The organism is Neisseria sicca, from assembly GCF_017753665.1.
GTDB classification, from domain to species: domain Bacteria; phylum Pseudomonadota; class Gammaproteobacteria; order Burkholderiales; family Neisseriaceae; genus Neisseria; species Neisseria flava.
Genome location: NZ_CP072524.1, coordinates 817474 through 839963 on the forward strand (window position 1 = coordinate 817474; position 22490 = coordinate 839963).

19 protein-coding genes and 1 pseudogene are annotated in these 22490 nt (G+C 45.8%); 6 read left to right on the plus strand and 14 right to left on the minus strand.

Annotated features, from left to right (window positions below; all coding sequences use genetic code 11):
- Positions 1 to 10 precede the first annotated feature (10 nt).
- The 14 genes and pseudogenes from J7445_RS12455 to J7445_RS03870 form a co-directional block, all read right to left on the minus strand.
- Entirely contained in the window at positions 11 to 136 is a 126-nt protein-coding gene (locus J7445_RS12455) for a hypothetical protein (RefSeq protein WP_423227271.1), read from the minus strand.
- A 377-nt stretch (positions 137 to 513) separates the two neighbouring features.
- Positions 514 to 846: a DNA polymerase III gene (locus J7445_RS03800; RefSeq protein ID WP_150540703.1), complete on the minus strand. Its 333-nt coding sequence runs from the start codon at positions 844 to 846 to the stop codon at positions 514 to 516.
- A gap of 60 nt (positions 847 to 906) precedes the next feature.
- A complete protein-coding gene (locus J7445_RS03805; protein ID WP_125336293.1) occupies positions 907 to 1488 on the minus strand; it encodes an Imm26 family immunity protein in 582 nt (193 codons plus the stop codon).
- A 30-nt stretch (positions 1489 to 1518) separates the two neighbouring features.
- Positions 1519 to 3876, minus strand: a complete 2358-nt coding sequence (locus J7445_RS12140; protein WP_244969506.1) for an RHS repeat-associated core domain-containing protein — start codon at positions 3874 to 3876, stop codon at positions 1519 to 1521.
- Positions 3877 to 3964: 88 nt separating this feature from the next.
- On the minus strand, positions 3965 to 4480 hold the full coding sequence (locus J7445_RS03820) for a hypothetical protein (RefSeq protein WP_209283169.1): 516 nt from the start codon (positions 4478 to 4480) through the stop codon (positions 3965 to 3967).
- Between the two features lie 113 nt (positions 4481 to 4593).
- On the minus strand, positions 4594 to 4944 hold the full coding sequence (locus tag J7445_RS03825; RefSeq protein ID WP_209283170.1) for an Imm10 family immunity protein: 351 nt from the start codon (positions 4942 to 4944) through the stop codon (positions 4594 to 4596).
- Between the two features lie 25 nt (positions 4945 to 4969).
- The gene (locus tag J7445_RS12460) at positions 4970 to 7189 is read right to left on the minus strand and encodes an RHS repeat-associated core domain-containing protein (RefSeq protein WP_483407005.1); all 2220 of its coding nucleotides are present in this window, start codon (positions 7187 to 7189) and stop codon (positions 4970 to 4972) included.
- A 93-nt stretch (positions 7190 to 7282) separates the two neighbouring features.
- Positions 7283 to 8002 (minus strand): annotated as a pseudogene (locus tag J7445_RS12630) (DUF6531 domain-containing protein); the annotation flags it as partial.
- 338 nt (positions 8003 to 8340) lie between these two features.
- Positions 8341 to 8781: a hypothetical protein gene (locus tag J7445_RS03845; RefSeq protein ID WP_053090213.1), complete on the minus strand. Its 441-nt coding sequence runs from the start codon at positions 8779 to 8781 to the stop codon at positions 8341 to 8343.
- Positions 8772 to 9851, minus strand: coding sequence for an RHS repeat domain-containing protein (locus tag J7445_RS12150; RefSeq protein ID WP_244969508.1), 1080 nt, complete (start codon positions 9849 to 9851; stop codon positions 8772 to 8774). Before J7445_RS12150 ends, J7445_RS03845 begins: the two co-directional genes overlap by 10 nt.
- 187 nt (positions 9852 to 10038) lie before the next feature.
- Positions 10039 to 10722, minus strand: a complete 684-nt coding sequence (locus J7445_RS03855) for a hypothetical protein (RefSeq protein WP_146736938.1) — start codon at positions 10720 to 10722, stop codon at positions 10039 to 10041.
- Between the two features lie 10 nt (positions 10723 to 10732).
- Positions 10733 to 11923: an RHS repeat domain-containing protein gene (locus J7445_RS03860; protein ID WP_244969509.1), complete on the minus strand. Its 1191-nt coding sequence runs from the start codon at positions 11921 to 11923 to the stop codon at positions 10733 to 10735.
- Positions 11924 to 12226: 303 nt separating this feature from the next.
- The gene (locus J7445_RS03865; RefSeq protein ID WP_107863932.1) at positions 12227 to 12673 is read right to left on the minus strand and encodes a hypothetical protein; all 447 of its coding nucleotides are present in this window, start codon (positions 12671 to 12673) and stop codon (positions 12227 to 12229) included.
- 9 nt (positions 12674 to 12682) lie between these two features.
- A complete protein-coding gene (locus J7445_RS03870; RefSeq protein WP_244969510.1) occupies positions 12683 to 16807 on the minus strand; it encodes a DUF6531 domain-containing protein in 4125 nt (1374 codons plus the stop codon).
- Between the two features lie 382 nt (positions 16808 to 17189).
- Between J7445_RS03870 and J7445_RS03875 the strand changes: the two genes are divergently transcribed.
- The 6 genes from J7445_RS03875 to J7445_RS03900 all read left to right on the plus strand — a co-directional run bounded on the left by J7445_RS03875 (position 17190) and on the right by J7445_RS03900 (position 22478).
- Positions 17190 to 17741, plus strand: coding sequence for a TagF domain-containing protein (locus J7445_RS03875; RefSeq protein WP_070655625.1), 552 nt, complete (start codon positions 17190 to 17192; stop codon positions 17739 to 17741).
- 4 nt (positions 17742 to 17745) lie between these two features.
- Positions 17746 to 18813, plus strand: coding sequence for a type VI secretion system protein TssA (gene tssA, locus J7445_RS03880; protein ID WP_070490935.1), 1068 nt, complete (start codon positions 17746 to 17748; stop codon positions 18811 to 18813).
- Between the two features lie 68 nt (positions 18814 to 18881).
- Positions 18882 to 19400 carry a type VI secretion system contractile sheath small subunit gene (gene tssB, locus J7445_RS03885; protein WP_049254633.1) on the plus strand — a complete coding sequence of 173 codons (519 nt, stop codon included), beginning with the start codon at positions 18882 to 18884 and terminating at the stop codon, positions 19398 to 19400.
- Between the two features lie 33 nt (positions 19401 to 19433).
- Positions 19434 to 20933, plus strand: coding sequence for a type VI secretion system contractile sheath large subunit (tssC, locus tag J7445_RS03890; protein ID WP_070490937.1), 1500 nt, complete (start codon positions 19434 to 19436; stop codon positions 20931 to 20933).
- 87 nt (positions 20934 to 21020) lie between these two features.
- The gene (locus tag J7445_RS03895) at positions 21021 to 21503 is read left to right on the plus strand and encodes an Hcp family type VI secretion system effector (protein WP_003761730.1); all 483 of its coding nucleotides are present in this window, start codon (positions 21021 to 21023) and stop codon (positions 21501 to 21503) included.
- Positions 21504 to 21662: 159 nt separating this feature from the next.
- Positions 21663 to 22478, plus strand: coding sequence for a type VI secretion system accessory protein TagJ (locus tag J7445_RS03900; protein ID WP_070490939.1), 816 nt, complete (start codon positions 21663 to 21665; stop codon positions 22476 to 22478).
- Positions 22479 to 22490: the final 12 nt, after the last annotated feature.

Here is a 22490-nt window from a genome sequence, read left to right on the forward strand (position 1 = left end):
CATCCTTTCATCAATCATATACACCACCAGCACCGTCAACACTTGGTTTACATCTTGAACAAGGTGCATTTCTTTGTTTACTGCCCCAAGAAATTCCTTTTCGAGTAACTTTTGTGTCATCTGGTATATTTCGCATGATTGATATTTTTTACAACATATTTTGATAAGGCGAATGTTCCGCTGTGGTCTTCTTTACTTTGGGCTTCCTGAACGCATCCAATTTTATTGTAGACGTAATGGAGCGTGCCACTTCTTTTGTCAGTATTTTGAATCAGGTTACCTGCTTTGTCGTAAGCGTAGCAGCGGTTAATTACGGCACAACAAAGGTCGTCTGAAAGTTGGTTTCAGACGACCTCTATGTTAACTGCTAATAGATTGTTAAAGAACAAATGGTTCAGACGACCTCAAAGAAGATGGTGAGGTCGTCTGAAAAACAGAAACCGCGTGCGTGTGTACCGCACACACCCTACGTCAGGACTGAAGGTTTTGTGCGGGCTACGGCTTGCTAGAAAATTACTTTTTCACAGCACGAATTTTTTTCAACCCATTCTCCAAAATAGTAACTTTCTCGGGAGGAGTTCCCCTATCCAAAGCATTCCACCAGTTATTTACTGGTTTAACGAATAATTGAAAACCTTCATCCGTTAAATTTGATTTCTTAATAATTAAATCATTTTTTACTGATCCATCTTGATTAAAAGGATTTATATTTACCAACAAATCATTTTCTATTAAAAATTTCATCAAAGACAAAGACATTTTTTTTATTGCTTCTTGGTAATCAACATCTTTACTTCCTGAAATAAATGCATCAAAATCAAATAAAACTATATCATTTACTTCCATAAGATTCCTTCCGCACACACCCTACGTCAGGACTGAAGGTTTTGTGCAACGGCTTGCTTTTCACGCTTTTAAATTCCGGTGGTGAATTTTTTGAAACTCATCCGAAATAAAATCTCCAAATTCTGCAAACGATTCAATAGGTAAATTAAAAATTTCTGGTTTACGACGAATAAGAAAACTTAAAATATGATAATGGCTATTGGGTGTTTCAAGCAATTCAATGCTCTTAAGTATTTTTTGCCTAGCATCCTCTTCATCTATTTCTTGCTCGATGGAAAAGTCTGCATTGTGAGCCAATCCCATAGCAGGATTAATGGAAGTAATTTCACTTGGGGTTGGATCTTGGTAATCGGGATCTTGAGCAATTATCCTCCAGTCTGACTCTAGCTTTGATTCAAATAAGGTATGGCAGTCTAAAACGGTTTTGAATAGAATTGGGTAATTTCCAGCATTTTTATAATCGAATGGCTCAACTGGGCTTGAAGTAAACAAATCAAAAATTCCTACAGTGGCACCAAGCTTATTTTTAGCGATTATTCTACCGTAACCGAATAATTTATCAGCTATTTTAAAACAAAATAAATCACCATTCTTAAGATATCTATATAAAGTTCTGTTTTTTTCCCAATTAAAGATTTTCATAATACTTTTCCTTTTCTATAGCATAGAATGTTAAATTATTGGAAGATTTTTACAACCATTTTTGAGAATATGGTCTCTTCCTGCAACCATTGCTTTTTGTCTTTTGGCATCACGGGTCTTATTCTCAACAAATGAATGACATTTATTTCCTCTGGTTTTAGTTTTTTTAGGATTAAAATTACTTTTCTGACCTTTTTTAAGTTTTTTTCCTGTCAGTGTTCCATGTTGTCGAATACAGCCTTCCTCATATCCACGGGCGGTTTCGTAATCCAAATCGCTATATAATTCTACTAAGCGTTCTGTTCCAACTAATCTTCCTGATTTCCTGTGTTGTTTTGCACGCGTCTTTATATTATCCGTAATACCGATATAAAAAGGTTTACTATCCCCTGGCCTATACAATCCATAAACAGAATATTTTTTTAATCCCAATGGATCTAACCAAATTTGAGCATTGGTGGCAAATTGATAAAAATTAGCTCCACCATCTAACCCAATCGGGTCCTGATTCACAAACCGACCGGCCTCGGGTTCGTAATACCTGAACAGATTGTAATGCAGCCCTGTCTCTTCATCGTAATACTGGTTTTGCAATCTGAACGGCTGATGCGCATCCTTATAAACCCGCTCATCCTTTTTCAGACGACCCCAAGCGGTGTATTCGCCGTACCATAGGAGATTGCCGTGGATGTCGGTCATCTCCCTCGGGATACCGACTTGGTCGTTGTGGAAATAGGCGAGGTATCGCCCTTCGTCTTGGTTGTTGTGAAAAACTTGGGCTAAGGGTTCGTAGCTGTCTTGGTCGGTGTAGATATAGGTGTAGCAGCCTTTGTAGGTATACTCCTGAAGTAATCGTGTTCCGTCCCAGACGAAGTGGGTGCGTTTCGGATCGGTGCTCGTCCAGGCGAGTTTGTCTTGGCGTTCTTTGGAAAGGCGTCGTCCGAACGGGTCGTAGGCGTAGGTCCAGATTTCGGTATTGCCTGCGGGCTTTTTGATTTCGGCGCGGACGAGCTGGTTTTCTAAATCGTATTGGTAATATTGGTTTTCGCCATTGGGCAGCTGGCGGTAAATCAGGTTGCCCAATGCGTCGTAGGTGTATTCGATGCCGTTGTATTCTTTGAGGCGGTTGCCGCTGATAAGGTTGGGGTTGGCAGGTGATTTCAGACGACCTTGAGTTTTGGGGTCGTCTGAAATCGGAGCGGTCGTTTTGCCCTCTCCCACGGGAGAGGGAGCAGATGTCGGGATGTCGAGGATGTTGTGGGCGGGGTCGAAGGCGAAGGTTTCGCTGCGGCCGGTTTGGCTGTTGCGGGCTTCCTGAATGCGTCCGATTTTGTCGTAGATGTAATTGAGGACGCCGCTTCTTTGGTCGGCACTTTGGATCAGGTTGCCGGCTTTGTCGTAGACATAGCGGCGGTTGACTGCGCCGCCGGCCAGCGGGTTTTGTTTGCCGCTCCAGACGGTACGCTGGCTTTTCAGACGACCCATGGGGTCGTAGTCGTACAGGCTGCTGATGCTGCCCTGCGTCCTTTGGATTTCTCGGTGCAGTTTGTCGCGTTCGATGTCGCTGACGACTTCGCCGTCGAGGCTGATTTGGTGCAGGTGTCCGCTGCCGTAGTACAGGTAATCGATATGGCGGCCGTCGGGCAGGATGGTGCGGATGCGGTTGCCTAACGGGTCGTATTGATAGCCTACGGTGGCGCTTTGGCCGTTATGGACGGTGGTTTCGCCGATGAGGCGGTCGAGTTCGTCGTAGGCGAGTTCGACGCTGCTGTGTTGGTTGCGGGCTTTGGTCAGGTTGCCGGTAATCGGGTCGTAGTCGAAACGGGTGCGGCTGATGCCTTCGTCTTTGCTTTGTCCGTTGCGGCTGGAGACTTTGCGGCTTTGTTTTTCGATCAGTTGGCCGAGGATGTTGCGTTTGAAATGGTGGATGTGCCAAGTTTCGGGACGCTCTTTCAGACGACCTTCATTATTGCTTTGGCCGTATTCGGTCTGCTGCACCAGTTGTCCGGCGGCATCGTAGCCGTAGGCGGTGATTTTGCCGTCCCAGCCGGTTTCTTGGATCAGGTTGTCGGTCGGGTCGTAATCGAAACGGTAGGTTTCGCCGTTTTCATTGGTGAGGACGGTCAGACGGCGGGCTTTGTCGTAGGCGTAGGCGAAGGTATGGCCCAGCGCGTTGGTGCGTTTGAGCGGCAGTCCGTCCACCGCGAGTTCGTAGGCGGTTTTGGCACCGAGTCCGTCAATGTGGGCGGTCAGACGGTTGAGGCGGTCGTATTCGAAGGTTTCGTGACTGCCGTCGGGGTAGTCGGTTGAGATTGTTAAAGAACAAATATTAAATATTTCAGACGACCTCAAAGAAAGTATTGAGGTCGTCTGAAAAGCGGAAACCACGTGCGTGCGTTCCGCAAATACCCTAATATCAGGACTAAAGCTTTTGTACGGGCTATGACTTGCTTAATAAATTTATTGAATATTCCAATTAAAAATACTTAAATGGATAAACATTAAACAAATTATTACTTATACTATTTACTGAATTTATAAACTCAGTTTTTATATTATCCGTAAGTGTCTCTCCCTCATCTAATAGGTGTTCTAAATCTCGGTATAACAAAGCCAACTGGATAAATTGTGGGAAACCTATCCCTAAATTTGTAAATCCAGATTTGGTATACTCTCCAGCATCATGATTATAATGAAAAATGGTATTATCTATTTTATTTAAAAACCATCCATCTCCCTGTCCCGCTTGTCCAATACCCCAAAAACACCTTGATATTTCGGAATAATTACACTCTAAGTATCTATTTTCATTTAAAGCCTCTTCATAATTAAAAAGAGAAATATCAGGTATTATTTCTACTTCCTGATACTTAGCAATAAATAACAAATAGTTATTATCCAGCTTAGGAAGTTTATCTAACTTTTTAATTTCTACTTTACGTTTAATACATATATTAAAAAAATCATCGGGAAATAATTTTAATTTGAACATAAAAGTATACTCCATAATTTTTTTGGATAGAAAGATATTTTCTTCAATATTTTCCTAATCCTTTTATTATTGTTTTTTAGATATTGTAGCCTTACCGTCATTATTTTTTAAATTTAGTAAACTACAACTTCACAATCAGATTCTCCAAAAATATACTCAATATATTCATTTAATTCTTTATCAGGTCGATATATTATAATTAGATTTTTAATACCATTTTGATAAATTTTTTGATTTTCTTGAAAATAAATAACTAATTTATCAGAATAAATTTCTACCTTTTTGAAGCCACCTACCCCTGAATATTGTTGACTATTAATTTCATAATAATAGTATTCTAAGTCATCAACTTCTCTTTGCAAGATTAAGTAATTATCAGGATTAGGTTTTTCACTATCTGCAAATGCAATAGTAAGAATATCATCTTCTATTTTGTAATACGTATTTCTTGAAATAATTTCCATAAACAATTCCTTATCATATTGTTTCTTAACATTTTCTAGGTGGAGGTGTTTGTCGTTTTTTTCCAGCTGGGCGAGGTGCTTTACGAGTTCTTTTTTTACTTTTTCCTGCTTCCCATGGTTCAGTCCCTGGAGCTTCATAAATTATCCTGGCCCCCGTTTTTTCATGTGCTCTATTCATAGCCCCTTTACAACTAGGACATGCTGGGTACTCTCCTTTAATTCTCACTGTATCTCCAGGCTTCAAGTGCGGCGTTAAATCTCGCATCGCTCTATTTTCTGTATGAGTGGCCAAAGTTGATCTAGGAAAACCTAATGCCTTTTCCTCTGGAGTCATACCTCCACTTTGATAGGAACGTGGCTGCCCCACAAGATTACCCTTACTATCAAAATGACTAACAATTGCATTATGTGTACCTTTCCCAGAACCGAATTTTGCTAACCCCCAAGGGTCAAGCCACATAGCCGCATTCGGCGCAAACTGATACAGATTCTCTCCACCCAACAGTCCAATCGGGTCCTGATTCACAAACCGCCCCGCCTCAGGCTCGTAATAGCGCATCAGGTTGTAGTGCAGTCCAGTCTCTTCATCGAAGTATTGGTTCTGCAATCTGAACGGCTGATGCGCGTTCCGATAGACGCATTCGTCCTTTTTCAGACGACCCCAGGCGGTGTATTCGCCGTACCATAAGAGATTACCATGGATGTCGGTCATCTCGCGCGGTATACCGACTTGGTCGGTGTGGAAATAGGCGATGTATTGTTTGCCGTCTTTGGCGTTGTCAAAGACTTGCGCCAGCGGTTCGTAGCTGTCTTGATCGGTGTAGATATAGGTGTAGCTGCCTTTGTAGGTGTACTCCTGAAGTAATCGCGTTCCGTCCCAGACGAAGTGGGTGCGTTTCGGTTCGGTACTCGTCCAGGCGAGTTTGTCTTGGCGTTCTTTGGAAAGCCTTCTGCCGAACGGGTCGTAGGCGTATGCCCAAATTTCGGTATTGCCGGCGGGCTTTTTGATTTCGGCGCGGACGAGTTGGTTTTCTAAATCGTATTGGTAATATTGGTTTTCGCCGTCGGGCAGCTGGCGGTAGATCAGGTTGCCCAATGCGTCGTAGGTGTATTCGATGCCGTTGTATTCTTTGAGGCGGTTGCCGGCGGTAAGGTTGTGGTTGGCAGGTGATTTCAGACGACCTTGAGTTTGGGGGTCGTCTGAAACCAGGGCGGTCGTTTTGCCCTCTCCCCAGCCCTCTCCCACGGGAGAGGGAGTAGATGTTGGGATGTCGAGGATGTTGTGGGCGGGGTCGAAGGCGAAGGTTTCGCTGCGGCCGGTTTGGCTGTTGCGGGCTTCCTGAATCCGTCCGATTTTGTCGTAAACGTAATTAAGGACGCCGCTTCTTTGGTCTGCACTTTGAATCAGGTTGCCGGCTTTGTCGTAGGCGTAGCGGCGGTTGATGGCGCCGCCGACCAGCGGGTTTTGTTTGCCTCGGGGTGTTGGTGTGCCGCTCCGGACGGTACGCTGGCTTTTCAGACGACCCATGGGGTCGTAGTCGTACAGACTGCTGATGCTGCCCTGCGTCCTTTGGATTTCGCGGTGCAGTTTGTCGCGTTCGATGTCGCTGATGACTTCGCCGTCGAGACTGATTTGGTGCAGGTGTCCGCTGCCGTAGTACAGGTAATCGATATGGCGGCCGTCGGGCAGGATGGTGCGGATGCGGTTGCCTAACGGGTCGTATTGATAGCCTACGGTGGCGCTTTGGCCGTTATGGACGGTGGTTTCGCCGATGAGGCGGTCGAGTTCGTCGTAGGCGAGTTCGACGCTGCTGTGTTGGTTGCGGGCTTTGGTCAGGTTGCCGGTAATCGGGTCGTAGTCGAAACGGGTGCGGCTGATGCCTTCGTCTTTGCTTTGTCCGTTGCGGCTGGAGACTTTGCGGCTTTGTTTTTCGATCAGTTGGCCGAGAATGTTGCGTTTGAAATGATGGATGTGCCAAGTCTCAGGACGGTCTTTCAGACGACCTTTATCGGTACTTTGGCCGTATTCGGTCTGTTGGACCAGTTGTCCGGCGGCATCGTAGCCGTAGGCGGTGATTTTGCCGTCCCAGCCGGTTTCTTGGATCAGGTTGTCGGTTTGGTCGTAATTGAGACGGTAGGTTTCGCCGTTTTCGTTGGTGAGGACGGTCAGACGGCGGGCTTTGTCGTAGGCGTAGGCGAAGGTATGGCCCAGTGCGTTGGTGCGTTTGAGCGGCAATCCGTCCACTGCGAGTTCGTAGGCGGTTTTGGCACCGAGTCCGTCGATGTGGGCGGTCAGACGGTTGAGGCGGTCGTATTCGAAGGTTTCGTGACTGCCGTCGGGATAGTCGGTACGGACGGGGTTGCCCGCTGCGTCATAGTGGTGGCGGGTGGTATGGCCCAGCGCATCGGTAACGGTTTCAAGATCGCCGTATTCGGTGTAACCGAAGCGGGTGGTTTCGCCGGTACAGTCGGTAAAGCTGACGAGTTGGTCGAGGGTGTCGTAGTGTAGGCGTCGGGTTTTGCCTAAGGCGTCGGTAATGGTTTCGGGCAGCCATTGGGCGTTGTAGCCGTAGCTGGTAGTGTAACCGGCGGGGTCGGTGATGCTGATGAGATTGCCGCGTCCGTCGTAGGTATAGGCGGTAATCCTGCCTGCGGGATCGTTGACGGCAACCGGCAGGTTGAGGGTTTCGTGGTAGTCGATTTGGGTGCTGCTGCCGTCCGGCGCGGTGATGGCGATGACGTTGCCTTCGGTATCGTAGAGATAGCGGGTTTCGCGTCCGAGCGGGTCGCGTTCTACGGTAATGCGGCCGTAGCTGTCGCGTTCGCTGTCGCTGCGTTGTCCGTCGGCGTCGATGCGGTAGACGAGTTCGCGGTTTTCGTCGAAACCGTACACTTCCGTCCGTCTCAATGCGTCGGTAACGACGGTATGGTCTTTGCGGTAGTCAAACGTCCATTCTTCGCCGAGGTTGTTGCTGCTTTTAAGCACTTTGCCGTCGGTGTCGTAACGGTCGTATTCGTAGCGGGACACCAGTCCGTCGGGCTGGCTGTGTTCGACCATGATGTGGTTGCGGTAGGTGAAACCGCGCAGTTTTTTGCCGTCGCGTCCGTAAACGGCGGTCAAATCGCCGTAGCCTGAATCGACTTCAGCAAACGGCAGCCGTGCGCCGCCGTCAAGGGAGGCGATTTGGTAGAGGTCGTCTGAAATTTGGTTTTCAGACAACCTCTATGTTAACTGCTAATAAGATTGTTAAAGAACAAATAATTCAGACGACCTCAAAGAAGATAGTGAGGTCGTCTGAAAAACAGAAACCGTGTGCGTGCATACCGCACACCCTCTACGTCAGGACTTAAGAGTTTATACAGGCTACGGCTTGGATTTAAGCGAGCGACAGCTTCTCAATCCTCATTAGCAAAAAATTCATAAGTATCTATCTCCTCTTTTACGAAGACTATAACAACTTTACCTTCAGGTATCCTTTTTTTGGACATGCCACCTATGGAAATACCTAAAGTAGGAAATGTAATATATGCTTTTCCATCAATGCAATCATATTCTTCTTTTAATTTTTTAATATTTTCAGGCTCAAAAAGATTTAAATTATCAAATATTGGATTCAGATGTTTACTACAAATAATGCTAACTAATTTATTATTTTTATATTCTAATGTGCAGGCATCTCTATATTCAGAAGTAATTTTAAGAATGTTATCTTCTATAACCTTTGCTGCCTTTCCATATTTAGCAATAATTTGCTCCATCGTATTTCCAAGTTGAAAAAAACGATTACCTAAATCTATGCCTTTAAAAGGAATAATTTTAACTTCATTCACTTGCATTTTCCAATGACCTTTCTTAGTTTAGATGCTTGATATTTAGTGATTAATTTCTGTCTAACGGCTTCTCGCACCATCCTTCTCAATCTCTTATCATATTTATCTATAAATTTCCTCTTAGTCTCAATAATATCCATCTCCATAGCCAAATCCCATCGACCTTGAAGGATAAATTGTCTTTGTTGCGCTCTCCAACGACGAGCAGTAGTTGAACTCCCTGTACTTGACATGCCTCTATGATCTGCTTTATCCATATGATACGCAGGTGCAGAACCATAAGATGGTCTATTTGGTAAATCTTTATATGCTCCCCAAGCTGGAGAGTGATTAGTTTCTCCTCCTTTATGGCTCCCTCTCTCTCCTCTGTAAGTTCCTCTACGTGCTAAACCTAAAGTATCAATCCACCCAATAGAATTCGGTGCAAACTGATATAAATTATCTCCACCAATTAATTTAATCGGGTCCTGATTCACAAACCGCCCGGCCTCAGGCTCGTAATAGCACATCAGGTTGTAATGCAGTCCGGTCTCTTCATCAAAGTATTGGTTTTGCAGTCGGAACGGCTGGTGCGCATCCTTGTAAACCCGCCCGTCCTTTTTCAGACGACCCCAGGCGGTGTATTCGCCGTACCACAACAGATTACCATGAATGTCGGTCATCTCGCGCGGGATGCCGACTTGGTCGGTGTGGAAATAGGCGAGGTATTGTTTGCCGTCTTTGGCGTTGTCAAAGATTTGTGCCAGCGGTTCGTAGCTGTCTTGGTCGGTATAGATATAGGTGTAGCTGCCTTTGTAGGTGTACTCCTGAAGTAATCGCGTTCCGTCCCAGACGAAGTGGGTGCGTTTCGGTTCGGTACTCGTCCAGGCGAGTTTGTCTTGGCGCTCTTTGGAAAGCCTTCTGCCAAACGGGTCGTAGGCGTATGTCCAGATCTCGGTATTGCCGATTGGCTTTTTGATTTCGGCGCGGACGAGTTGGTTTTCGAGGTCGTATTGGTAATATTGGTTTTCGCCATTAGGCAACTGGCGGTAGATCAGGTTGCCCAGTGCGTCGTAGGTGTAGCGGCGGTTGAACACAATACAACAAAGGCCGTCTGAAAGTTGTGCTTCAGACGACCTATATGCTGACTAGTAATGAGGTTATTAAAGAGCGAATATTTCAGACGACCTCAAAGAAAGTATTGAAGTCATCTGAAAAAGCAAAAACCGCTGGTATGCGCACCACACATATCCTACATCAGGACTGAAGGTTTCATGTTAATTATTAAGTATTTTGAATAAAGAAAATACCTGCTTGACTTCCAGATAGAAGTTTTTTCTTAACATTTTGGTCATAATAAAAATAACCAATACCATTCTGAAAAATATGTAACTTTTTATCTATATCTTCTTCTAATAATTGCAAGCAAAAATTAAACTTAGGAGGAGGATATATTATATCTTGCTCAAAATAAGGATTACCAAAAATTTTGGATACATCCAATCCCATCCCATTATCTTCAAAGAATAAATGTTCAATTTCATTGAATTTCGCATCGGCTTCTTTATCAACTTCATCAAGTCTTTCAAAAAATTTTCTTTCCAAAGAAATACTTCCTAAATCTTGCTTGCCGATATCTTGTTCCCTTTCATAAAGAACAGCACAACTAAAACCATCATTTAGTAAAATTAAATCATCCTGACAATTAACAGTATATTTGGATGAAATAGAGTCTTTTACTCCTCCCAGTGCATGCTCCTCTATGGAAATAAAAACAGAGATATAATAATTTCTACGAGGGAATACATTTTCAGGTAAAAAGTCAGAATAAAGAGTAAACAGATGCGTTTGATAGGCATCAGAATTTGGAACTTTAGGCCATAATTCTAACGGAATATGTTCAGCTCCTCCTCCAATATAACCAATACTATGTGGCGTTTTGGAAGAAGTAAAAAGTAATTTTGACATTTAAATTTCCTTAATAGCATTTATGTTTTTTAGCAAATTTTATTGCCTGTTTACGCATTTGTCTTAGTTGATTTTGTGTAATAACTTTTTTATTTTCAACTAAGACCTCCTGCATTGCTCTATACATAATTCTAATTTCGTCTTTACCACGTTTAAAATAATCATTCCTTCCCATTCCTTTTGCAGCCCTTAGCCGAGCTTCTGCATCATGAACCGCTCTATGTAGATCTTTTGTAAGCCCCATTGCCGGATTACCTTTAGCTCCTTGACGATTGGTAATTGTCGTTAAAGGGCTATCCTTAAGAAAGGCATTTCGTAACATTTCATGAGCATCAAGATTGTCTCCTACATGTTTTTTTGAGCCATAGGGAGCAACACCCCCAAGTTTAACTAAACCCCATGGATCAATCCAATCCTGAGTATTCGGTGCAAACTGATACAGGTTATCACCACCAAAAAGCCCAATCGGATCCTGATTCACAAACCGCCCGACCTCAGGCTCGTAATACCGCATCAGGTTGTAATGCAGCCCGGTCTCTTCATCGAAGTATTGGTTTTGCAATCTAAACGGCTGATGTGCGTTCTTGTAAACCCGCTCATCTTTTTTCAGACGACCCCAAGCGGTATATTCGCCGTACCATAAGAGATTGCCGTGGATGTCGGTCATCTCCCTTGGTATGCCGATTTGGTCGGTATGGAAATAGCTGAGGTATTGTTTGCCATCTTTGGCGTTGTCAAAGATTTGCGCCAGCGGTTCGTAGCTGTCTTGGTCGGTGTAGATATAGGTATAGCTGCCTTTGTAGGTGTACTCCTGCAATAGGCGGCTGCCGTCCCAGACGAAGTGGGTGCGTTTCGGTTCGGTACTGGTCCAGGCGAGTTTGTCTTGGCGTTCTTTGGAAAGGCGTCGTCCGAACGGGTCGTAGGCGTATGTCCAAATCTCGGTATTGCCTGCGGGCTTTTTGATTTCGGCGCGGACGAGTTGGTTTTCTAAATCGTATTGGTAATATTGGTTCTCGCCGTCGGGCAGCTGACGGTAAATCAGGTTGCCCAGGGCGTCGTAGGTGTATTCGATGCCGTTGTATTCTTTGAGGCGGTTGCCGCTGATAAGGTTTGGATTGGCAGGGGATTTCAGACGACCTTGAGTTTGGGGGTCGTCTGAAATCGGGGCGGTCGCTTTGCCCTCTCCCCGACCCTCTCCCACGGGAGAGGGGGTAAATGTGCAGGCTGCTTTTGAACCGTTTTGGAGCTTTGAAAAGCAGCCTGCACTTTTTCAGGTAACCCGAAGAGACTGAGGTCATTTGAACAGAAACCGCGTGCGTGCGTACCGCACGCACCCTACGTCGGGATTGGAGGTTTCATGCGGGCTACGGCTTGCTACCTATGAATTTGAAAATTTTATGTAGACCACGGCTTTCTGACACTTTATGCAAATACAGCTTGCATTTTAAAGGTTATCCAACATTCAGACCTACAGAAAAGGTATTTAGACAGACTACGTTCTTACTTAAATTTCAAAAGGTTCCTGCTCAACCAAATCCACATAATTAGGATCCTCTTCTTTTTGGGGTGCTCCTATCCAGCCACCTTTTTCCTTTACATAGGCTGATTTCCTATAAGAAAATTTTTGGATAATTCTAGAAATATCTTTATCTAAAGCTTCTTTTGTATTCCAGGTATTTGAGCATTCTCCACAACCAAAAAAATCCTCATTATCACCAGTAATATGCGCAACCCAACCAGTACAATGTTGCGTTGGACACCTAATAACAAAATCCTCTACTGGTATTTTTGATTTTAAATAAGAATCTTCGGTATAAGCCGTACTGTTATGGCATACAGGGCACTCTACCATAACAACTTTTAATCCTGTTTTCATCATTTGATTAACAAAATCTTTATCATTCTGAGTTAATTCAGACTTATTACCACAGTATGCACAAACTATAAACATTATTTCCTCCTAATTTAAACCATATGGGTTATGACCGGGCTCATACCAATGCAACATCTTATTATATTTTTTATGATAATCAGCCTTCATTAATGTAAGATTAGAATATCTATTGTTTCCACCACGGAAAAGAGGTTTTTTATGGTGAACAACAAAACCATCTGGCACTTTACCTTTCTTCATTTTTTCGATGTCATCATCAGTACACCCAAAGGTCGTTTTAGTAGCCTCTGGTGTTCTTGCTAGTTTTTTGAGATAACGCTCCCTCACTCCTCCTGATCTATCAAATCTCGCTCTTAATTGTGCAACCTCCGCTACACTTCTAACCCTATATCTATTTTTAGCCAACCCCCAAGGATCTATCCAGCCTTGTATATTAGGCGCAAACTGATACAGGTTCTCCCCGCCAAACAACCCAATCGGATCCTGATTCACAAACCGTCCGGCCTCAGGCTCGTAATACCTGAACAGATTGTAATGCAATCCAGTCTCTTCATCGAAGTATTGGTTTTGAAGTCGGAACGGCTGGTGCGCGTTTTTGTAAACCCGCTCGTCCTTTTTCAGACGACCCCAGGCGGTGTATTCGCCGTACCACAAGAGATTGCCGTGGATATCGGTCATCTCGCGCGGTATGCCGATTTGATCATTGTGGAAATAAGCGATGTATTGCGCTTCGTCTCGGTTGTTATGGAAGACTTGAGCTAAGGGTTCGTAGCTGTCTTGATCGGTGTAGATATAGGTGTAGCAGCCTTTGTAGGTGTACTCCTGAAGTAATCGCGTTCCGTCCCAGACGAAGTGGGTGCGTTTCGGATCGGTGCTCGTCCAGGCGAGTTTGTCTTGGCGTTCTTTGGAAAGGCGTCGTCCGAACGGGTCGTAGGCGTAGGTCCAGATTTCGGTATTGCCTGCGGGCTTTTTGATTTCGGCGCGGACGAGCTGGTTTTCTAAATCGTATTGGTAATATTGGTTTTCGCCATTGGGCAGCTGGCGGTAAATCAGGTTGCCCAATGCGTCGTAGGTGTATTCGATGCCGTTGTATTCTTTGAGGCGGTTGCCGCTGATAAGGTTGGGGTTGGCAGGTGATTTCAGACGACCTTGAGTTTTGGGGTCGTCTGAAATCGGAGCGGTCGTTTTGCCCTCTCCCACGGGAGAGGGAGCAGATGTCGGGATGTCGAGGATGTTGTGGGCGGGGTCGAAGGCGAAGGTTTCGCTGCGGCCGGTTTGGCTGTTGCGGGCTTCCTGAATGCGTCCGATTTTGTCGTAGATGTAATTGAGGACGCCGCTTCTTTGGTCGGCACTTTGGATCAGGTTGCCGGCTTTGTCGTAGACATAGCGGCGGTTGACTGCGCCGCCGGCCAGCGGGTTTTGTTTGCCGCTCCAGACGGTACGCTGGCTTTTCAGACGACCCATGGGGTCGTAGTCGTACAGGCTGCTGATGCTGCCCTGCGTCCTTTGGATTTCTCGGTGCAGTTTGTCGCGTTCGATGTCGCTGACGACTTCGCCGTCGAGGCTGATTTGGTGCAGGTGTCCGCTGCCGTAGTACAGGTAATCGATATGGCGGCCGTCGGGCAGGATGGTGCGGATGCGGTTGCCTAACGGGTCGTATTGATAGCCTACGGTGGCGCTTTGGCCGTTATGGACGGTGGTTTCGCCGATGAGGCGGTCGAGTTCGTCGTAGGCGAGTTCGACGCTGCTGTGTTGGTTGCGGGCTTTGGTCAGGTTGCCGGTAATCGGGTCGTAGTCGAAACGGGTGCGGCTGATGCCTTCGTCTTTGCTTTGTCCGTTGCGGCTGGAGACTTTGCGGCTTTGTTTTTCGATCAGTTGGCCGAGGATGTTGCGTTTGAAATGGTGGATGTGCCAAGTTTCGGGACGCTCTTTCAGACGACCTTCATTATTGCTTTGGCCGTATTCGGTCTGCTGCACCAGTTGTCCGGCGGCATCGTAGCCGTAGGCGGTGATTTTGCCGTCCCAGCCGGTTTCTTGGATCAGGTTGTCGGTCGGGTCGTAATCGAAACGGTAGGTTTCGCCGTTTTCATTGGTGAGGACGGTCAGACGGCGGGCTTTGTCGTAGGCGTAGGCGAAGGTATGGCCCAGCGCGTTGGTGCGTTTGAGCGGCAGTCCGTCCACCGCGAGTTCGTAGGCGGTTTTGGCACCGAGTCCGTCGATGTGGGCGGTCAGTCGGTTGAGGCGGTCGTATTCGAAGGTTTCGTGACTGCCGTCCGGGTAGTCGGTACGGACGGGGTTGCCCGCTGCGTCGTAGTGGTGGCGGGTGGTATGGCCCAGCGCATCGGTAATGGTTTCGAGATCGCCGTATTCGGTGTAACCGAAGCGGGTGGTTTCGCCGGTACAGTCGGTAAAGCAGACGAGCTGATCGAGGGTGTCGTAGTGTAGGTGTCGGGTTTTGCCTAAGGCGTCGGTAATGGTTTCGGGCAGCCATTGGGCGTTGTAACCGTAGCTAGTGGTGTAACCGGCGGGATCGGTGATGCTGACGAGGTTGCCGCGTTCGTCGTAATCGTAGGCGGTAATCCTGCCTGCGGGATCGTTGACGGCAACCGGCAGGTTGAGGGTTTCGTGGTAGTCGATTTGGGTGCTGCTGCCGTCCGGCGCGGTGATGGCGATGACGTTGCCTTCGGTATCGTAAAGATAGCGGGTTTCGCGTCCGAGGGGATCGCGTTCTACGGTAATGCGGCCGTAGCTGTCGCGTTCGCTGTCGCTGCGTTGTCCGTCGGCGTCGATGCGGTAGACGAGTTCGCGGTTTTCGTCGAAACCGTACACTTCCGTCCGTCTCAATGCGTCGGTAACGACGGTATGGTCTTTGCGGTAGTCAAACGTCCATTCTTCGCCGAGGTTGTTGCTGCTTTTAAGCACTTTGCCGTCGGTGTCGTAACGGTCGTATTCGTAGCGGGACACCAGTCCGTCGGGCTGGCTGTGTTCGACCATGATGTGGTTGCGGTAGGCGAAACCGCGCAGTTTTTTGCCGTCGCGTCCGTAAACGGCGGTTAAATCGCCATAGCCGTTGTAGTCGTAGCGCACCAGTTCCTTACCGTTGAAGGTGACGGAAGTGAGGCGGTTGACGTAGAAACGTTCGTCTTCGGAAATAAATACGTCCCGTTCCCCGGCCGGGTCGAAATCGGGATCGTTGTCGTGCAGACGGATGGAGGAGAATACAGGTTGGAAGTGTCGGCCGCTGCCGTCGTAAATACTGTGCGGCAGCCCGTTGTCGTCGTAGCAGAGGCGGATATGGCGGCCGTTGCGGTCGAGTTGTGCGACCAGTTGGAAAATGCCGCAGCCGGAATCGACTTCGGCAAACAGCAGCCGTGCGCCGCCGTCGGGGGAGGCGATTTGGTAGAGGTCGTCTGAAATCTGTGAAAAGAAGATTTGTTCGTAAGGATCAAAATAGGCGTCATCCAGACCGTAGGGATCTTCTTCGGCGGAAGCAGGTCTTGGTGCAGCCTCTTCTTCATATAAATCGTCTTCATCATCGTCGGCTGCTGAATAAGGCTCGTCCGCTTCGTCACTGATATCCGGCAACGGAATTTCCCTGCCCTGTTCATCAATATAAAGGAATCCGTCGGCAGTACGGACAAGACGCATGGAGAACGGCAGCGACCACCCCTGCCCCAACCAGCCGTTTCCTATTTGGTCGGAATAGTAGCTGCGCTGCCAAACAAGTGGAAGCGGGGAATCGAAAGCAAAGTCGGTCTCGGTATCGTCAAATAGGACTTTGATACCGAGCACTGCATTTACGGGGTTACCAACATTTGTGGCAGCAGCTACCTTACAAGGAATACAGTGGCCATGACCCGAGGTAACCACCCCGCCATCGAAGCCCATACCCATGCCGCCGCTAAAACCACTGACCATTTTACGGGAAGGCGGCTTGGGGCCCGGCTGACCGGGTATCATGGACGCAAGGGAAACCAGTTCGGATATGGCATCAACTGCATCGGCTGCAGCAGAATCAGGCGCAACTATGGAAAGGGCAGTGGAAGCAACATCGGCAACCATTTCTATCACATCGACCGGTCCTGCGGCATTGGTCAGCGGCTCGGGTGGATTGGCAGAGCCTTGAGACACCATGGCTGGTGCGGCTGGTTTAGGAATGAGAACACCGAAAGTGTTACCGAAAGAGGCCATGCACTTACTCCCTCCGTCGAGCTTCTATTGCTTTTAAAATGAAAAACCTGAGATCTCCACAGGTTTGAAGATTAAGGCAAAATTAATTTCTGATATTTTAAAATGGGTTTGTTTTCGCTGATTATAACAAACAACATACAGCAAATAAATTGTATTATACGACAGTAAAATAATAAAAAATGTTCCGTAAATATCTTTTTTACATAACTTAATTACCTTACCTATTATTTTAAATAGAAAAAAATATATTAATACATAAACCAAAATTATGGTAAAGTATATATACGCATCAGCCATATTGGATATGGTTTAAGGCAAAGGCATAATTAATACCTTAAGTAACTTTATCTTTTGTTAATTTTACACTGCGCGATTGTTATTTATGCAGCAAATAGAAACCTACTTTTTCGGAAAATTAAATCAATCTCGTGATTTTATTGTTTCTGACAATCTCCAAGCTAACGATAAAAACTTTTGGGATGGATGGTTTGGTCGTTGTACCAACCAAGATAAGTTAATTCCATTTACCCGAAAGGTACTTTTCGCATCTCGTATTTGGCTGTTTTGTATTAAACTGCCTGCGAACATAACCTATACAGGTATAACTGCCCTTAGCTCCGACCAAACAGGTCGACAATATCCTTTTATATTATTTCAAAAGCCTTACACTCCTTCCGAACAGTTAAAATCTATTAATTTCTTTTATAAAAATATAGATTTTTTTAACCAAACATTGATTAATGGTAAATGTGTTTTAAAAGATTGCTTAGATACAATTCACAAACCTACCAATCCGCTATCTGAATCTTTCCTCATTTTTTTATCCAAAACAGATAACATCGGTAGCTTTTGGATGGAATGCGAAAGTGGTAACCATATAGAAAGAGACGGGGAGCCGACGTGCTCTCTGTTTAATAAAATATTTGGATTATAAGTAGATGAGTACATTTCCTCTATGGGCTGAACCAATTTCCGCCGACACCCCTGAAGGGGTAAATATTGAATATGATAGCCGCTTTTTAGAGCTTCAAAGCGCTGCCGAAGGAAAACCGGAACGTCAATATGGTGACACCATCATTCCTGCTGAAGAACCTGATTGGGCTACAGTAGAGAAGCTATGTAATCAACTGCTGGCTGAATCAAAAGACCTCCATGTTTTAGCCTATTACACACAGGCTCTTACCGCAAAACACGGGCTGGTTGGCTTTTGCGCTGGCTGCGAAGCCATCAAAACCAATGTGGATCTATATTGGAAATCCCTATATCCCAAACTCGAAGATGAGGACGGCGAACCCGACCCGTTTTATCGAATCAATGCATTAAGTGCATTCACGACACTTGATGGCATCGCCAAAGAAGTATTTTCAGCCAAATTATTAGTAAATGGCCTGACCCAACAGCCTATTACCGTTAAAGAAGCAGTTTCTGTCTTGCAAGGCAATGACCCTCAAAGTTATCCGGGCGGCAAAGAACGTTTGATGCTCGATATTAGGGTAAGTGCTGATACCGGCAAACCGGAATTGATTGCCTTAATCCAGGCATTAGACCATCTGAAAGATATTCAAAACACTTTCTCGACCCAGCTGCAAGACGAACACTCACTCAATTTTGAAGTGATTCAAAAACCGCTCACCCTGATCCACAAAGCCATCAATTACAACGATGGAAGTACCCCGCAGCTGCAACAGGCTGAACAAACAGAACAACCCGCTGAAACACCCGTTTTGACCGTTGCCCAAGAGCAATCAACCCTTCAAGAAGCGGATGCTTGGCGTCGTCTGAATATCAAAAATCGTGCTGATGTCGATTTGGCTTTGGAAAAAATCTGTATCTACTTCGAAACGCTGGAACCCAGCCACCCTGCCCCACTATTTATCCGTAGGGTACAGCGACAAATGAATATGAACTTCTACGACATCATGAAAGATATTAGTCCTGAAAGCATTGCCAATCTGGAAGTTTTGATCGGGAAGCAGGACGAAGAAACGGGAACTTCCAACGAATAAGCTAGTCTATCCGCAATATTTAAAGTTCGTTTAAATAAACAACTTTTATCATTTAAAGGTCATTGAATATGTCACGAAACAAATCATCCGGACAAAAATTTATTGCCCGCAACCGGGCACCTCGCGTACAGATTGAGTACGATGTAGAACTTTACGGTTCTGAGAAAAAAATTGAGCTTCCATTCGTTATGGGTGTGATGGCAGATTTGGTCGGTAAACCCGTAGAGCCGCTACCTGAATTGGCCGAACGTAAATTTTTGGAAATTGACGTAGATAATTTCGATGAACGCATGAAAGCCCTCAAACCGCGTGTCGCATTTAATGTCAAAAACACGCTTACCGGGGAAGGCAACTTGAATGTAGAACTTGAATTGGAAAGCATGGATGATTTCTCTCCGGCAGCAATCGCCAAAAAAGTAGGTCCTTTAAACGAACTCCTACAAGCGCGTACAGAGCTTGCCAACCTGCTTTCATATATGGATGGTAAGAGTGGTGCTGAAGAATTAATCGGAAAAGTCTTGGGAGACAGCGAGCTGCTGAAAAGCCTTGCAGCTGCGCCTAAAGCGACACCCAAAGACGAGCAGTAATTTCAGATGAAATCAATAAAGTGAGCGTGAATCATGACTGAAAAGCAATTAGATATCCAAGGGGATAGCGGCGCGAAAAGCGTATTTGCCGCAAATGAATTTGAACAGCTGCTGCAAAAAGAATTCAAACCCAAAACCGAAGAAGCTAAAAGCGCTGTAAATAATGCTGTGGCGACACTGGCCCAACAGGCCTTACAAAATGCCATTACTATTTCAGACGACACTTATCAAACTATCGAAGCAATTATTGCCGAGCTCGACAGAAAACTCTCTGAACAGATTAATCTGATTCTGCATCATGAAGATTTCCAAAAGTTGGAAGGCGAATGGCGCGGCCTGCATCATTTGGTTACCAACACCGAAACTGATACTTTATTAAAAATCAAGGTATTGCCCATTTCTAAAAAAGAAGTTGCCCGCAACTTAAAACGCTTCAAAGGCACTGCTTGGGACCAAAGCCCCCTATTCAAACGCGTTTATGAAGAAGAATACGGTCAATTTGGTGGCGAACCTTTTGGCTGTTTGATTGGCGACTACTATTTTGACCACTCTGCACCCGATGTAGAAATGCTCAATAGTCTTGAAAAAATTGCTGCCGCCGCACACTGCCCATTTATTGCCGGCGCATCTCCCAAATTAATGCAGATGGAGTCTTGGCAGGAATTGGCCAATCCTCGTGATTTAAGCAAAATTTTCCAAAATGCCGAGTATGCCCCATGGCGCAGCCTGCGTGATTCCGAAGATTCGCGTTATATCGGTTTGGCCCTGCCACGTTTCTTGTCCCGTCTGCCTTACGGTGCCACGACAAATCCTGTCGATGAGTTTGACTTCGAAGAAGAAACTGAAGGCGCGGATCACAACAAATACACATGGGCCAATGCGGCTTATGCAATGGCGGTAAATATTAACCGTTCATTCAAATATTATGGTTGGTGTACCTCAATCCGCGGCGTGGAATCCGGCGGTATCGTTGAAAACCTTCCCTGCCACACATTCCCGACGGATGACGGAGGCGTGGATATGAAATGTCCAACCGAAATCGCCATCAGTGACCGCCGCGAGGCCGAATTGGCAGCATTGGGATTCATGCCGTTGATTCACCGTAAAAATACCGACTTGGCCGCGTTTATTGGTGCTCAATCACTGCATAAACCGTCTGAATATTATGATCCGGATGCTACCGCCAACGCCCGGTTGTCTGCGCGTCTGCCTTACCTGTTTGCGTGCTGTCGTTTCGCGCACTATCTGAAATGTATCGTACGCGACAAAGTCGGTTCGTTCCGCGAGCGTGAAGACATGGAACGTTGGCTAAACGAATGGATTATGAATTATGTAGATGGAGACCCGATTAACTCCACTCAAGAAACAAAAGCCCGTAAACCGTTGGCCGCTGCCGAAGTGGTTGTGGAAGAAGTTGAAGACAATCCCGGATATTACACTTCCAAATTCTTTCTGCGCCCGCACTACCAACTCGAAGGCCTTACCGTTTCATTGCGCTTGGTTTCCAAACTGCCTTCGGCTAAACAGGAATAGTCGGGTTTGGTTTATTTAGGTGGGCATGCTCATGCCCTGTTGTTGAATCCCTTAATTTTTTAACCTTTTAACAAGGAGAGTAAAAACATGGCTATTGATATGTTCATGAAAGTTGAAGGTGTTAACGGCGAATCAAAAGATTCCAACCACAAAGACTGGACCAACATCGAAAGTTTTGACTGGGGTGCCGAGCAACCTGGTTCGATGACCAGCGGTGGTGGCGGTGGTGCCGGTAAAGTCAATTTCAATGACTTGACCGTAGTTGCCGCTATTGATAAAGCCGCTCCGACCATTCTGAAAAACTGTGCTACCGGCCAACACTTGAGCAAAGTAGAAATTTCCGTATGCAAAGCCGGTGGTGAACAGATCGAATATTCGCGCACCACTTTGGAAGATGTCTTGGTAACCGGCGTAAAATTCATCGGTGTACAAGACAACGATGCGCTGAAAATGCGTTATTCATTCCAAGCTGCCAAAGTGAAAAACCAATATTGGGAACAAACCGATAAAGGTTCTAAAGGCGCTGAAGTTCAAATGGCCTTCAACATCAAAGAAAACAAATCCGCATAACCACTATGCGCATTTAACTGCAGAAACCTGGCTTAAAAGGCGTTTTAAGTCAGGCTTTATTACAATAAATTTACTTTTCAGACGACCTCCGTCCTCCTGAAAAGTTAATCGGGTTTCAACTATTACACACTTTATACAAATAAATAAGGAGTTGCTGGGATGGATTTGAAGACTAAATTAACGGACATGATTGAGCTTGTACGTTCAAATCCTGACAATCAGGAACATCGTTTGGCATTGATTCAATACCTCTGTCTGAGTGCCAAATGGGAACAGGCTTTAAAGCAAATCGGGCAATACCAAAAACTGTTTCCCGATACTCAAAAGCCTCTGATGCTCTACCTTATTGAAAACATTTCTGCCGAAATGCGTCGTCAAGCAGTCTTGGAAACACAGCAAAAACCCAAAACTCTGGAACAGCACGCCAGCAAACTCGATATTCTTCAAAAACAACTCTCTTTAGTTGCTCATGTTGCAGAGAAAAAAAACTCTGCCCTCACTGCCGACTACGAAGCCTTATCCGACTGTATCAACGGTACACCAGCGCACATCACTTATCTTCTAGCAGATAAATCGGTTGCCGAAACCGACAGCAACTGGATTATGGATGGCGACGTACGTACTGCTTTTGTTTATGAATTCTTCTATCAAGGCCACTACTATTGGCAAACTTGGGACTCTATTGAAAGTATAGCTTTTAAAGCACCAAGCTCGTTGCTCGACATCATCTGGAGGTCGTCTGAAATCAAATTTACCGACGGCGAATGCATTCAATGTACCAGCCCCGCCCGCTATGCCGTTTTACCGGACGCAGAAACCGAATGGTCGGATATGTTGATGAACTGTTCGCAAACAGACTGGATAGAAGTAGCCGAACAGCTCTTTACAGGCATGGGTCAAAAAACCCTGTATACCGACAGCCATGATTTTGGTCTCTTGGATATTCGTAATATCAAATTCGGACAACAGCGTTAAACCTTACCCATC

Excerpts from the sequence above, each read along its gene's own strand:
- J7445_RS12455 (WP_423227271.1), bottom strand. The coding sequence starts at position 136 with ATGCGAAATATACCAGATGACACAAAAGTTACTCGAAAAGGAATTTCT.
- J7445_RS03800 (WP_150540703.1), bottom strand. The coding sequence starts at position 846 with ATGGAAGTAAATGATATAGTTTTATTTGATTTTGATGCATTTATTTCA.
- J7445_RS03805 (WP_125336293.1), bottom strand. The coding sequence starts at position 1,488 with ATGAAAATCTTTAATTGGGAAAAAAACAGAACTTTATATAGATATCTT.
- J7445_RS03820 (WP_209283169.1), bottom strand. The coding sequence starts at position 4,480 with ATGTTCAAATTAAAATTATTTCCCGATGATTTTTTTAATATATGTATT.
- J7445_RS03825 (WP_209283170.1), bottom strand. The coding sequence starts at position 4,944 with ATGGAAATTATTTCAAGAAATACGTATTACAAAATAGAAGATGATATT.
- J7445_RS03845 (WP_053090213.1), bottom strand. The coding sequence starts at position 8,781 with ATGCAAGTGAATGAAGTTAAAATTATTCCTTTTAAAGGCATAGATTTA.
- J7445_RS03855 (WP_146736938.1), bottom strand. The coding sequence starts at position 10,722 with ATGTCAAAATTACTTTTTACTTCTTCCAAAACGCCACATAGTATTGGT.
- J7445_RS03865 (WP_107863932.1), bottom strand. The coding sequence starts at position 12,673 with ATGTTTATAGTTTGTGCATACTGTGGTAATAAGTCTGAATTAACTCAG.
- J7445_RS03870 (WP_244969510.1), bottom strand. The coding sequence starts at position 16,807 with ATGGCCTCTTTCGGTAACACTTTCGGTGTTCTCATTCCTAAACCAGCC.
- J7445_RS03875 (WP_070655625.1), top strand. The coding sequence starts at position 17,190 with ATGCAGCAAATAGAAACCTACTTTTTCGGAAAATTAAATCAATCTCGT.
- tssA (WP_070490935.1), top strand. The coding sequence starts at position 17,746 with ATGAGTACATTTCCTCTATGGGCTGAACCAATTTCCGCCGACACCCCT.
- tssB (WP_049254633.1), top strand. The coding sequence starts at position 18,882 with ATGTCACGAAACAAATCATCCGGACAAAAATTTATTGCCCGCAACCGG.
- tssC (WP_070490937.1), top strand. The coding sequence starts at position 19,434 with ATGACTGAAAAGCAATTAGATATCCAAGGGGATAGCGGCGCGAAAAGC.
- J7445_RS03895 (WP_003761730.1), top strand. The coding sequence starts at position 21,021 with ATGGCTATTGATATGTTCATGAAAGTTGAAGGTGTTAACGGCGAATCA.
- J7445_RS03900 (WP_070490939.1), top strand. The coding sequence starts at position 21,663 with ATGGATTTGAAGACTAAATTAACGGACATGATTGAGCTTGTACGTTCA.